Source organism: Clostridium sp. AF34-10BH (assembly GCF_003478095.1).
Lineage (GTDB): Bacteria > Bacillota > Clostridia > Lachnospirales > Lachnospiraceae > Acetatifactor > Acetatifactor acetigignens.
In genome coordinates, this window is record NZ_QUEC01000002.1 from 60074 (window position 1) to 73316 (window position 13243).

Annotated in this window: 15 protein-coding genes; all 15 read right to left on the reverse strand. The window is 48.2% G+C overall.

The window, feature by feature from the left end; all coding sequences use genetic code 11:
• Window positions 1–56 precede the first annotated feature (56 nt).
• The gene (tsf, locus tag DWZ61_RS02210; RefSeq protein WP_022313053.1) at window positions 57–1157 is read right to left on the reverse strand and encodes a translation elongation factor Ts; all 1101 of its coding nucleotides are present in this window, start codon (window positions 1155–1157) and stop codon (window positions 57–59) included.
• A gap of 102 nt (window positions 1158–1259) precedes the next feature.
• Window positions 1260–2015 carry a 30S ribosomal protein S2 gene (gene rpsB / locus DWZ61_RS02215; protein WP_022153930.1) on the reverse strand — a complete coding sequence of 252 codons (756 nt, stop codon included), beginning with the start codon at window positions 2013–2015 and terminating at the stop codon, window positions 1260–1262.
• A 183-nt stretch (window positions 2016–2198) separates the two neighbouring features.
• Window positions 2199–2840 carry a hypothetical protein gene (locus tag DWZ61_RS02220; RefSeq protein WP_118537275.1) on the reverse strand — a complete coding sequence of 214 codons (642 nt, stop codon included), beginning with the start codon at window positions 2838–2840 and terminating at the stop codon, window positions 2199–2201.
• A 33-nt stretch (window positions 2841–2873) separates the two neighbouring features.
• Entirely contained in the window at window positions 2874–3542 is a 669-nt protein-coding gene (locus DWZ61_RS02225; protein WP_118502488.1) for a DUF6115 domain-containing protein, read from the reverse strand.
• Window positions 3543–3562: 20 nt separating this feature from the next.
• Window positions 3563–3877 carry a hypothetical protein gene (locus DWZ61_RS02230; protein WP_022313056.1) on the reverse strand — a complete coding sequence of 105 codons (315 nt, stop codon included), beginning with the start codon at window positions 3875–3877 and terminating at the stop codon, window positions 3563–3565.
• Window positions 3878–3929: 52 nt separating this feature from the next.
• The gene (locus tag DWZ61_RS02235) at window positions 3930–5519 is read right to left on the reverse strand and encodes a FapA family protein (protein ID WP_182426966.1); all 1590 of its coding nucleotides are present in this window, start codon (window positions 5517–5519) and stop codon (window positions 3930–3932) included.
• A gap of 53 nt (window positions 5520–5572) precedes the next feature.
• On the reverse strand, window positions 5573–6337 hold the full coding sequence (locus DWZ61_RS02240; protein ID WP_022313058.1) for a FliA/WhiG family RNA polymerase sigma factor: 765 nt from the start codon (window positions 6335–6337) through the stop codon (window positions 5573–5575).
• Window positions 6330–6626 carry a hypothetical protein gene (locus DWZ61_RS02245; protein WP_022313059.1) on the reverse strand — a complete coding sequence of 99 codons (297 nt, stop codon included), beginning with the start codon at window positions 6624–6626 and terminating at the stop codon, window positions 6330–6332. The genes DWZ61_RS02240 and DWZ61_RS02245 overlap by 8 nt, the downstream gene beginning before the upstream one ends.
• A gap of 25 nt (window positions 6627–6651) precedes the next feature.
• Complete coding sequence (locus DWZ61_RS02250; RefSeq protein ID WP_022313060.1) at window positions 6652–7140, reverse strand: chemotaxis protein CheD; 489 nt, start codon at window positions 7138–7140, stop codon at window positions 6652–6654.
• A gap of 29 nt (window positions 7141–7169) precedes the next feature.
• On the reverse strand, window positions 7170–7790 hold the full coding sequence (locus tag DWZ61_RS02255; RefSeq protein ID WP_022313061.1) for a chemotaxis protein CheC: 621 nt from the start codon (window positions 7788–7790) through the stop codon (window positions 7170–7172).
• A 13-nt stretch (window positions 7791–7803) separates the two neighbouring features.
• Window positions 7804–8295: a chemotaxis protein CheW gene (locus tag DWZ61_RS02260; RefSeq protein WP_022313062.1), complete on the reverse strand. Its 492-nt coding sequence runs from the start codon at window positions 8293–8295 to the stop codon at window positions 7804–7806.
• Window positions 8296–8312: 17 nt separating this feature from the next.
• Window positions 8313–10421: a chemotaxis protein CheA gene (locus tag DWZ61_RS02265; protein WP_118537277.1), complete on the reverse strand. Its 2109-nt coding sequence runs from the start codon at window positions 10419–10421 to the stop codon at window positions 8313–8315.
• A 54-nt stretch (window positions 10422–10475) separates the two neighbouring features.
• Window positions 10476–11558 (reverse strand): chemotaxis-specific protein-glutamate methyltransferase CheB, encoded by a 1083-nt coding sequence (gene cheB / locus DWZ61_RS02270; protein WP_118502498.1) that lies wholly within the window; start codon window positions 11556–11558, stop codon window positions 10476–10478.
• Window positions 11558–12289: a flagellar brake domain-containing protein gene (locus tag DWZ61_RS02275; RefSeq protein WP_117467252.1), complete on the reverse strand. Its 732-nt coding sequence runs from the start codon at window positions 12287–12289 to the stop codon at window positions 11558–11560. Before DWZ61_RS02275 ends, cheB begins: the two co-directional genes overlap by 1 nt.
• 15 nt (window positions 12290–12304) lie before the next feature.
• The gene (locus DWZ61_RS02280; protein ID WP_118537278.1) at window positions 12305–13207 is read right to left on the reverse strand and encodes a MinD/ParA family protein; all 903 of its coding nucleotides are present in this window, start codon (window positions 13205–13207) and stop codon (window positions 12305–12307) included.
• Window positions 13208–13243 lie beyond the last annotated feature (36 nt).

Genomic DNA, 13243 nt, shown 5'->3' on the forward strand with positions numbered 1-13243 from the left:
CATCAAACAAAAAAGGCATACTCGCGTATGCCTTTTTCTATCGTATCATCCTATAATTAACCTTTCATCTGAGCGGCAACTTCTGCTGCGAAGTCTTCATTCTTCTTTTCCATGCCTTCGCCAACTTCGAAGCGAACAACCTTAGCGATGGTCAGAGCCTTGTTAACGCTCTCCAAATACTTAGCTACGGTCTGCTTGCCATCCTCAGCCTTAACGTAGGTCTGATCTAACAGACAGATCTCCTTCAGCTGCTTGGATACACGACCGTCTGCCAGACCCTTGAAGATCTTGTCAGATACGATAGCGTCCTTGTCAGCCATAGCCAGCTCAGCCAGAGCAGCTGCAGCTTCTTTGGACAGAAAGTTGAACAGGTAGTTCATGTTGCTCTTCTTCTCTTCGTAGATAGCCTTGTCCTCATCGCTCCATGCAGAACTGTTCATAGCCTTGTCGATCAGCTTGTTCAGAATGGGCTTAGGCAGGGATGCAGGATCGTTCAGAGCTGCGTCAACAGTGATCTCCTGTAACTTAGCCAGCTCTTCTGCGGAAATATCATTTCTGCTGATGTAGGTAGGATTCATAGCTGCTACCTGCATAGCGATGTTGGTCAGTGCTTCTCTTGCTGCGTCATCAGATGCGCCGTTAGCTGCAACGATAACACCGATACGGCCGCCACCATGGATGTAGGATACTGCTACATCTCCGGCTACCTTCTCGAAACGGCGAATGGACAGCTTCTCACCGATGGTTGCAGTCTTCTCTACCAGAGCATCCTTAACGGTTGCGCCTTCGAAAGGAACTGCTAACAGTGCTTCGATATCTTCGCCATCCTTGCCACCCTGTAAATCGGAAGCAAGTGCTGCTGCATTAACAGCCTCTACGAAAGAAGTAAAGGTCTCGTTCTTTGCAACGAAGTCGGTCTCGGAGTTTACTTCGATTACGCAAGCGGTCTTGCCATCTGCGGAGATAGCTGCTCGAGCAACACCTTCTGCTGCGATACGGCTTGCTTTCTTCTCAGCCTTAGCCTGTCCGTTCTTTCTCAGGAACTCAACAGCTGCGTCCATATCTCCATTGGTCTCGTTCAGAGCCTTCTTACAATCCATCATACCAGCGCCGGTCATTTCACGGAGCTCTTTTACCATAGATGCGGTAATTGCCATTTTTTTATCCTCTCTTCTTAATTAATATATTATCCTCAAGAACCCAGACCGTAATGACAGGCATCGCAATCTGGGTTCCTATGCTTTTCTTATGGAATCGGATTATTCGGCGTCAGCTGCAACCTCTTCGATATCCTCAGCCTCGGTAGCAACGTCAGCGTCACTGTATACAGCTTCGCCCTGCTTTGCTTCGATCACAGCATCAGCCATCTTGGAAACGATCAGCTTAACGGCTCTGATAGCGTCATCATTACCGGGGATGATGTAATCCAACTCTTCAGGATCACAGTTGGTATCACCGATACCAATCAGAGTGATGCCCAGTGCATGAGCTTCCTGTACGCAGATTCTCTCCTTCTTGGGATCTACAACGAAGATAGCGTCGGGAACTCTGGTCATGTTCTTGATACCGCCCAGGTTCTTCTCCAGCTTCTCCCATTCTTTCTTTAACTGAATAACTTCCTTCTTAGGCAGTACATCGAAAGTACCGTCCTGAGACATGGTCTCGATTGCATGCAGTCTTGCGATACGGGACTGGATGGTTCTGAAGTTGGTCAGCATACCACCCAACCATCTCTCGTTTACATAGTACATACCACAACGCTCAGCCTCAACCTTTACAGCGTCCTGTGCCTGCTTCTTGGTACCAACGAACAGAATGGTGCCACCCTGTGCGGCGATCTCGGATACTGCCTTGTAAGCCTCGTCAACCTTTACAACGGACTTCTGCAGGTCGATGATGTGGATACCGTTTCTCTCGGTGAAGATGTAAGGAGCCATCTTAGGGTTCCATCTTCTGGTCTGATGTCCAAAATGAACACCTGCTTCAAGTAACTGCTTCATAGAAATAACGCTCATGTCTTTACCTCCATTTGGTTAAAATCTTCCGCATTTCTTTTCTGCCGGGACGCGTTAAGAACCCGGTTAGCTCTGGCGAAGACCTCTGCATTTTGGCAGGAGCACCATCGTCAAATCGAAAGGCGTGTTTTTTGTCACAACAGTGCGATTATAACATAGAAAAACCCCTATGACAAGGGGTTTTTAATGTTTTCCTGTGATTATTTTAGCAATTTCCTCTTCGGAAGTCCCGGGAGCGATCTCATATGTGCCGGGATTGATACTGCGGCTGTAGCCGTTGTTGCATAAATAATTGTCAAATGCCTTTGCATTCTCCACCAGTCCGGCCTCATAGAGCCGTCTGCTGGCACTGCCGGAATCATCGCCTCTCTGGATTGTTATGCTGGCGGTCTGTGTCCGCTGTGGTGCTTCGGTTACTTCCGGCTCTGCGGTTGTCTCCGGTGCCGCCGTCTTTTCAGGTTCCGCCGTCTTCTCAGGCTCTGGCTCTGCTGTAGTTTCCGGTTCCTGAGTTGTCTCCGGTTCCACCGTAGCCTGTGTCTCTGCGGGAACCGTGGTCTCCGGTTCCGCTTCTATATTGTTCTGTTCCTGTGTCTGCGTGTTTTCCTCCGCTGTGCCTTCCGTCGGCTGTTTTGCACTGTTTTGCAGTGCCGCCAGCGTCAGTTCACTGCTGTCCACCATTCCAAGTTCTGCCGCACGCTCTCTGATCTGGTCATCCGTCATGATCTGGGATGTCTGATCCTGCCGGTTGGAAAAACTGATTCCCAGGATCAATGCCGTCACGATCATACCGATTCCGAGACCTCGCAGATAATATTTTAATTTCATCGATATCTCCGTCCTTAATTCACACGATTACTGTCAGGCCTTATATAGGTCGATCACAAGCTTTACTTCACCGACACCCAGCCCCAGTTCCTTGGCAATCGCCACTGTGGATTTGCCCTGTCTGTGCATTTCCAGAATCTTCTCGTTATTGTTCTGACCTTCTTCTGCGGTCTCCCCCATGAATCCGATCTCCGGGGAGCCGGACGGCTCTATCGTCTCTGCCGGTTCCTGTACTTCTGTCAGCTGTTCTTCCGTCACATTCTCCTTCTGTGTCTTCACGTTCTCTTCCGCTTTGACCTTAGCCTTGTCTTCTGCCGCCTTCACTGCCTTATCCATTTTGGATACGGTATCTTTGATATTGGCATGCTTATTGTTCAGCATATCGTATAAAAACATGGCTTCCTCATGGTTCTTGTGAATTTCCTGCAATACCGTATCGGAATATTCACTCACTGCCATGATCTTTTCATTAGTCAGACGTTCCAAGGAACGTTCCGCCTTCTCCAGCGCATCTTCCGAGGTCTCGTCCATTTTATCCTGCATCTGACTGCGAACTGTCTGCATTTCTTCTTCCATAAGACCTTTGATCTCTTCTTTTGCTGCTTCTTTATTGATTCCGCTTTCTTTTCCGGAAGGCAATAAAAAACTTCCTATAAATATTACGATTCCTGCGATCAGCAGAACCACTTCTAATATACCCATACTGCTTTTCCTTTGTATTCTCAGATCTTAATGTCAAATCCCTGATGCTGTTTCGTCACCACCACACCATCTTTTTCGGAATTTTCTTTTTTCCGGTGTTTACCACCGTTACCGGCATACTCATTCTTTCCTTTTTCCTTGGCATCATACTGCCCCGTATACCAGTCTGCATTATCACTGCTGTGCACTTCTCTGGTCCGCTGTTCACTCTGTTTCTGTGCATGCTCTCCCAGCGTCATCTGTTGAAATGCACCCTTATTGTCTTCATTCTGCTTCATCGTCGTGTAATCCTGCGTTCGCGGGATCGACGCAACCTCCAAAGATCCAAACGACATAAGACATTCCTCTTTTCTGCCATTTTCTGTTCCTGCAACAATCTGCTGCCGGTTACAATGGTGTGGACTTCACATCTCCGTCAATGCGCTCGAACCGGCAATAATGATAGGTACTCTTCACCTGCATGGAAGAATCTCCGATGATGATCGTAGTACCCGGGTACACTTCTCCCCGTACCTGCACCATGGCCCGCTCCTGCGGATTGAACTCCAGCTGCAGTTCCTGCATACGCCGGTTCTTTTCCTCCAGACTCTTATTGAGTGTCTCCATGGAAGCTGCAGTGTTTCTGATATAGTTGATCTGATCCGGTGTAAAACGGACTCCCTTGCTCTTTTTTTCTGCAAAATTCGCAAGGATCGGCTGCAGACTGCGGATATTCTTCACAATCTCGGAGACTTCCTTCTGCATCTTCATATATTCTGCCTTTTTCTCCGGATCCACACCAACTTCCACTACCGTCGGCGCTCCCAGCATTGCCCCCAGCGTCTTAACCTCAATCTTCTGTCCGGCACGTACATGACCGCCGGTGATAAATCCTCGCTTGCCGGTTACCTGAATCTCTGTTGCCGCTATCACATTGCTGTGCAGGATCGACTCCGTGCTGACATAGCCTCCGGCACTGGCTGTAGCATTCTCCAGGAATTTTGCCACAATATTGCCCCCAGCTTTCAGCGTACCCTTTGCCATACCATTCATTCCGCGGGCAATGATGATATTGCCCCCAGCCTCAATGTAGGCACCTTCCACGACACCGCTTATGATCACATTGCCGCCTGCCCGGATGACGAAATTGGAGGAAACATTGCCATTTACCTGTACGCTTCCCTCAAAATCAATATTTCCGGTAGACAGATCCACATTTTCCACTTCGTAGACATCCGATACAAACACCTTTCCCTCTACCAGGGAAACATGTCCATCCACCAGAGAAGTGAGTCTTCTCCGGTCTTCGGAAATCTCTATATTATGACCGAACTCCAGATGGGCTTTTTTCACCTGTCTGGGCCGGATCTTGGCACCCTGTACGGTAGTTCCGTACTCTCCCTCGTCCTCCGGAATGACCTCTGCCAGCAGCTGTCCCTTTTTACAGGGGTTGATCATGTTCAGATGGAAATAATCCACCGTCCCATCATCTTTCAGTGTCGGCTGTGCGTGAACATCCGTATTAAAATAATATTTGATATAGGCGTCTGTGCCATGTCTGGGTTCTTTTCCCCGGGCCACTACCAGATCGGTGCAATAAATTCCGTCAGACATAAAATGATCCTGCAGAACACTCATCTGGATTCCATAGACAATATTCCGGAACCGGAGATCTTTGATCACACTGTCCATTGTTGCCCGTTTCCCGGTCTGTGAAGCCGGATAGAACCGTACGATTGCCTGCAAATTGTCCTCACTGACTTCTATACGACAGGATTCCTCGATTTCCGGACAATCCTTTCGTTCCAGAAAGCAGACCGCGTCTTCTTCTGCGAGTATCGCCTTTTTAATGGACATGGGATCATAAGGTATGGATTGTCTGTCCAGATAATCCATTACCTCCTGCAGTCTTACGTCCTCTCCTCCATCCTTGGGTTGGAAGATCTGTAATCCATAACCTCCCGGTGTTCTCACCACTTGAAAATAGCCATTCTGCATACGCCTTTTCCTCTGCCTTCCCATCCCGCATTCCATTACGGGTCAACGAGGTTCTACAAAAGTCCCATGTAGTCTCCCATTTTTGTCTTCATTTTCTGTAAAGCACGGGTATGTAGCTGGGATACCCTGGACTCCGACACCTCCAGAATGTTACTGATTTCCTTCAATGTCAGATCCTCATAATAATATAGCGTAACTACTTTCTTTTCCTTTTCCGTCAGAAGTTCCAGTGCTTCTCCCAGAACCTTGGTCAGTTCTTCTTTTTCCACACTTTCTTCCGGACCATCAAAACGTGCTGTCATATGTCTGCTATAATCCTGTGAGACATCACTTCCCTGATCCATATACTCGTTCAGGGATATCAGGCCGGTGATCTTCATCTGGGACTGCCAGTCCAGATATTCCTCTGAAGAAATTCCCAGTCCCGCTGCAATGTCTTCATCCGTTGCACTGCGTCCCGTGGTCTGTTCCACTTCCTTGATGACCGCGTCGATCTTCTTCTGCCGTTGTCTTATCGTTCGGGGAATCCAGTCCATTTTACGGATCTGGTCCAGAATGGCTCCCCGGATCCTCAGACTGGCATAAGTCTCAAACTTTACCTCTTTGAGGCAGTCGAACTTGTCAATGGCATCAATCAGTCCAAAAATCCCGTAACTGACCAGGTCTTCGTAATCCACATTATAGCCCAGATACATACTCAGCCGTCCCGCTACTGCCTTGACTAGCGGAGCATACTCCAGTATCAACTGTTCTCTGGTCTCCGGTCGTTTATTAGCAGCATATTCTTCTAATAACCTTTTCTTACCGGCTTCATCCATTCGAATCGCTTACACCCTTCTGCGCTGTGTCCTCCTGTGACCCAGCAGCTTCTTCCTCTTGTAAAGCCTTCTCTTTTTCTTCCTGCTCCTGTTTTGCCTTCTCTTCATTCTGTCTGTCGAACCGGTCCAGCAACAGCCGGATCACACTTCCCAGACAATAAAACAGCAGCATAACAGTAAAAAGTGCCACAAGACTTGCCAGTAACGAATAACTTCTCACCAGCGTTACGATCCAGGTACACGCACCTGCGATCAGCATCAAAAGCAATGGCATATTCTTTCTGTTCATAATTTACCCATCCGGTCATCCATCCTTAAATGATGGACTCACTCTTTCCTACCGCACGAATATGGAACTCTCCGGTCTCCGGATAAAAAGTTACGGTTCTTCCGTAATTCTTACCTGTATCCTGTGCCAAAATAGGAATACTGATCTCTTTCAGTTTCTTCTTCACAGCCTCCACGTTACGGTCCCCCACCTGCATCATGTCGTTTTTCCCCTGAAACGTGAACATAGTAGCTCCGCCAGCAATCTTGGCAACCATTCTCGCTTTTTTGGCTCCCAGCTTCTCCATCTGTCGTACCAGTTCATCGATTCCGGTATCTGCAAATTTTGCAATGTTCTGACTGCTGTTACGGATCGTAGTGCTGTCCGGCAGCATAATATGTGCCAGACCGCCTATTTTTGTCACCGGGTCGCGGATTGCGATTCCCACGCAGGAGCCCAGTCCCAGAGTTGTCACTCCATCTGGGCTTACACAGGTCTTCAGGTCCGCCATCCCTACTTTAATAATCTCGCTCATTCTGCTCCCCTTCTTCTGCGCTTCTGAATCTATGCTATAGGTATTCCCAAAGATGTCAGAATCTTCGGGTAGGATTCAATATCGGGAACCAGAATAAAATATCCGTCGATCTCAACTTCGTCATAAAACTGAGATTGTATCAGCAGAATCTTGTCTCCCAATGTTCCGAATTCAATGGCTGGAACACTGAGAATAGCTCCTGCCATATCCAGTGTCAGAGACGGTGGGGTAGGAATAATGGTCAGATTCGTCATCATGGACAGGGAATTCAGGTAAGCTCCCGTAATAATGTTGCCGATCTCCTGCATGGCAGAAAATTCGATCTCGGAGAACCCTTCCTGCTGTACCATGTCTCCCATGATCTTATGGAGAAGATGCTTGGCGCTGCCCTGTTCTACCAGAAACATCATGCTGCCGGTGATATCTCCTTCCACTCCCAGGAAGACACCGACCATTACCTGCTCTTCTCCTCCCATCAATGCTCCTACTTCGTTGAAATCCAAAAGCTTTACCTGCGGTACCTTCATATCTACCTTACAGTTCAGCATCTGGGAGAGTGCTGTCATAGCGTTGCCCGCTCCAATGTTGCCAATTTCTTTTAAAACGTCCAGATATGTTTCCGAAACTTTCTCTAAACTCAGATCTCCCATGGATCAGTCTCCTTTATGCATTTTCCTCCAATGTGATGGAATTCAGATCCAACAGAGAGATCAGTTCCCCATTGTGTTTGCCTACACCTGTAATAAAGCTCTTTTTGCTCTCAGCGGTATTCTGTGATAATTTCTCAATCTCACTGCTTCCCAGAGTCACTACTTCTCTTACTTCATCCACAATGATTCCTACACTGCCCTGCTGTTCCTGCTTCAGAATGATGATTCTGGTAGCACGGGTCAGTTCGTCTGCCTCCAGTCCCATCTTCACGCGAAGACTCATGACCGGCAGAACCTCACCACGCAGATTGATGACACCTTTTAAATATGCGGGTACCTTGGGCACTCTGGTGATATGCTGCATTCTTACAATATTGTCAATGTATCGGATATCGATACCGTACTGCTCATCTCCGAGGCGGATCACAATATACTGGAAAAAATCCTCCTCAACTTTACGCTCGTCTCCGGCCTTTAAAGTTTCTTTCATGCTAAGTTCTTCCATAACTGTCATCTCCCTCCTTACAGTAATGCGTTGGCATCCAGGATCAGTGCTACTTCGCCGTCACCAAGGATCGTTGCACCACTGATGAATTTGCACTGCTTGATGTATTTGCCAAGAGACTTTATAACGATCTCCTGCTGTCCGATCAGTTCGTCGATAACCAGACCTGCCATCTTATCGCCCTTCTTGACAATGACAACGATCAGGTTGTCCTCAGGGGATCTGGTACTCTCTACATCCAGTACCTCAGTCAGACGGATCAGAGGAATCACGGTTCCTCTCAAGTTGATCACTTCTTTGTTCTCTACCAGTTTGATATCGTTGGGAGAGATATCTTCGATCGTCTGGATGGATCCCAGAGAGATCGCATATTTTTCTCCTCCTACGACTACCATCAGTGCCTGGATAATTGCAAGGGTCAGAGGCAGTCGAATGGTCCAGGTACTTCCCTCTCCCCACTTGGATTTCACTTCCACTTCACCGCTTAAGGATTCGATCTTGGACTTAACAACATCCAGACCTACACCTCTGCCGGAAACGTCGGTCACCTTCTCAGAAGTAGAGAATCCAGGCTGGAACAGCAGGTTGATAATATCCTTCTCAGACATATTAGCAGCCTGCTCCGTGGTTACCAGATTACGTTCGATTGCTTTATTCTTAACAGCTTCTACATCAATACCGTTACCATCATCCCTTACTTCGATGACTACGTTATTACCATCCTGATAAGCATCCAGGAAGATAGATCCCTGTTCCGGCTTGCCACGCTGTGCACGTACCTCTGCGGATTCCAGACCATGGTCTGCGGAATTACGAAGCAGATGCATCAGAGGATCTCCGATCTCGTCTACTACGGTACGATCCAGTTCGGTCTCTTCACCACTCATATACAATTCCATCTTCTTGTCCAGCTTCTTGGACAGATCACGGATCATTCTGGGGAACTTCACAACAACGCTCTCAATAGGTACCATTCGTACCTTCATTACAGATTCATGAAGGTTCGTGGTTACGTTTTCCAGATACTCGATCTGCTCATTGAATGCGGAATTATTGCCCTGGTCATTGCTGGACGCAGCTACCAGAGAGTTCTTGGCAATGATCAGCTCACTTACCAGATTCATCAGGGAATCCAGTTTTTCAATATCTACACGCACGGTACGGTTGACGACCGGCTTATTGGCGGGTTTCTTTTCCGGTGCCTTGGCTGCGGCTACAGGCTTCTTTTCTTCCTTCTTGGGCTGTTCTGCAGCCTTGACCTCTGCCACTGCTTCCTTCTTCTCTTCTGCGGGTTCGATTGCTTCCTCTTCCGCATGGTAATTCTTGGTCTTCTCCAGTTCCAGTACCGCACCGGTTACCTGTGCGATCTCAGATACGCTCTCTGCGGACTTGATAATATCATCCAGAGAGTAATCAGACAGAACGATCAGTGTGAAGTCCTTGTCGAACTTCTCATCCTCTACATCCTGTGCGCTGGGCATGGATACGATGATCTCACCTTTTTCCTCCACTGCCTTGAATACCAGGAATGCTCTTGCGGCCTTCAGGATACAGCTTTCCTGTACCACTACATTGATGCCGTATACATTTTTACCCTGCTTCATAGCCTCTTTGATCACACGGATCTGGCTGTCATCAAAAGCAATGTCATTCCATTTTTCACCACCGTCTGCGCCGGATTCAGCTGCAGGTGCTGTGGCAGTGGGAGCCTCTTCCTTGGCAGCGGGAGCCTCCTCCGTCTTGCCATCGTTTAAAATATCATTCAGGGCCTTGATCAGATTCTCATTGTCGTTGGTTCCCTCATCAGAGGTCTCCTGAATATTGTTCTTGTACTCTTCCAGAGCATCCAGACACTGGAACAATACATCGATCATTTCCGGTTTTACTTTAATATTGCCGTTACGTACTTCCGAGAACACATTCTCCATGTCATGGGTCAGGTTCTGCATACGCTTGTAGCCCATGGTTCCTGCCATTCCTTTCAGGGAATGCGCGGCACGGAATATCTCATTGATATTGTCCATGTTTTCAGGATCTGACTCCAGTTCCAGAATCTGTGTGTTCAAGTTCTGCAGATGTTCATTTGTTTCATCCAGAAAAATTTCAAGATATTGGCTTACGTCCATCTCTTCCTCCATTCTGCCGGTCACGGTATTGCCGGAAACGGCATATATTGCTTGCTACTTTACTACTCCTACATGCAGTATGATCTCCTGGGCGATCTGATCTAACGGTACTACCTGATCTGCCAGCCCGGCTGCGATGATACTCTTAGGCATTCCAAATACTACGCTGGTATCCTGATCCTGTGCAATCACATAGGACTTTTTGGAAGCTTTCAGTTTCCCGATTCCTTCCGTTCCGTCCGCTCCCATTCCCGTCATAACGGCGCAGACTACCGAATCAAAGCGGCTGGTCTGCAGGGACTCATACATATAATTGGCACAGGGTCTGACACCTTCCCTGTAAGGTTCCTCCGACAGATGCAGCGTATGGCGTCCAGCCGGGGATGTGACAACATTAAGGTGTTTGCCGCCCATGGCGATGTAGACCCATCCCTTTTTCAGTTCTTCTCCCTCTGCTGCTTCCTTTACATGAAGCTGGCTCAAATTATCCAGCCGTTCTGCAAGGGATGCTGTGAATCCCACAGGCATATGCTGTACTACCAGCACCGGTGCATCCAGATTCGCCGGCAATAAGGGAATCACCGACTGGAGAGATTTCGGGCCTCCTGTGGAACTGGCAATGGCTACGACCTTGCTACCCGACACGCTGACCGGATGATGATTGATGATCTTCATCATCTCTTTTACCGTGCCTTTTTCCTCGGTAAGCTTCGCTTCCTCGGCAAATACCGGCAGTTTGCTGTTCGCTACCACATTCAGTGTCCGCAGGAATTCTCTGCGGAAATTCTCACCACGACAGTCTACTGCGCTGTCCGGCTTATGTACAAAATCCAACGCTCCCAGTTCCAGAGCATCCAGAGTGGTTCTGGCGCCTTCCTTCGTATCGGTGCTGGCCATCATCACACGGGCGGGAATCTTGTATTTACGCAGCTCCTGTAAAAGCTGCAGGCCGTTCATACGCGGCATATTCACATCCAGGACAACTGCGTCGTAACTGTTTCGGCTCAACAGATCGAATGCTTCCAATCCGTCTTTTGCCCGGTCAGCCACCTGGAACCTTATGTCAGTATCTATTATATCACACAGCACTCTTCTCATGAGTGCAGAGTCATCAACAACCAGTATTTTTTTTGGCATTAGTCCAATCTCTCCTTTTTACGACTCTTACGCTCTTCTTCAAAAATAAAGCGGATGATTTCTTCTCTTGTATTTACGTCCAGGTTATAGTACTGTACCCGGTGTTCGAACGTCCCCTTGCGTTTCTCCAGTTCTCTTACCGCCAGTACTTTGCCTACCACCTCGTACTTTTTCTGTTCTCCGTCTTTCACCAGATGATAACTGCACAGGATCAGACTGCCGGGTTCATATCGCTGGGTAGACACAAATCGCAGTCCTCCGCCGCTGATGTCCACGATCACGCTGTGTTTCAAAGGAAGTCCCGGCTGCAGTTCATAAGGAGAATTTTTCTCCAGTGCCTGGATCTCTTCTTCCTCCAGATTTCTGGCACACATATCCAGTGCGCAGCTGAAACGATAATATTCTCTTCTCTGATATTTCCGCAGATTGCTGGTCAGTTCCATGACCAGCACATATACGTTGTTGCTTTTGTACCGGTCTATGATCCTTGCAAAGCACTGGTACAGGCTGTTCTCCTCGAAAAAGATCATGTCGTATTCCGAGTCCACCGGCAAAAGTATCAGTCTGGTCTGCTCCATGGGCATGGAGATCTCCAGGGTATCCTCCGACAGAATCTGCAGCACCCGGCTCTGGTACACCTTTGCCGTGCTTTCTGCTCCCTTTTCCTCCAACCCCCGCTGCAATGCGCGGAGCTCTATTTTCGATCCTTCTTCCACAAATCTGGATAACATAAGTTCATACCTCTCTTATCTGGACTGTTTTGTAGCTCCATTTCTCGTACCTATAATGTGAGAAAAAAATGCTGCCATTCCGCGCCTGGGCTGCTGCTCCTGCGCTGTATCGTCTTCTTTTTCGCACATTCTCTCTGCGATTCTCTGATAAGCCTGGCTTGCCTTTGCTCCCGGATTCTGTATGGATACGGGTACCTGCTGCATCACCGCCTGCATGACCTGAGGATCCTGAGGTACACATCCCATATAAGTCATGGGAATTTTCAGGTATCTGGTCACGACTGCATTCAGCTTGTCAAACAGTACCTGGCCTTCCTTGATATTACTTACCCGGTTGGCCACCATCATCACCTTCGTGAAATCCTCCTGGAATCTCGGATGTCTGTACAGTGCCTTCAGCAGAGAATAGGAATCCGTGATGGAAGTAGGCTCCGGTGTGGTCACCAGCAGCACTTCCCCGCTGGCCACCAGAAATTCCAACACACTGTCAGAGATTCCCGCTCCGGTATCCACGATAATGATATCCGTCAGGGCATCCAGCTCCGCCAGATTCTGTATGATACAGGTCAGGGCATCTTTTCCCAGATTGGACATCCCGGCAATTCCCGAACCACCAGAAATAAATCCCACTTCCATAGGGCCCCAGGTAATGATATCACTGATGCTCTTGCCCTCGTAAACCAGATCACACAGGTTGTGCTTCGGTATTGCTCCGAACATGATCTCGATGTTCGCCAGCCCGAAATCAGCATCCAGAATGATCACCCGTTTGCCCATTTTGCGGAATTGAATTGCCAGATTGATGGACATATTGGATTTTCCCACGCCACCCTTGCCGGAAGTAACGGTAATGACTCTTGCAGTAGGTCGTATTTGGTTATTTGCTTTAATGATCCTTAGCTGTTCCGCCTGATCCATTTTCACGCGCCTTTCTGTTAAAGCTTTCTTCCTTCC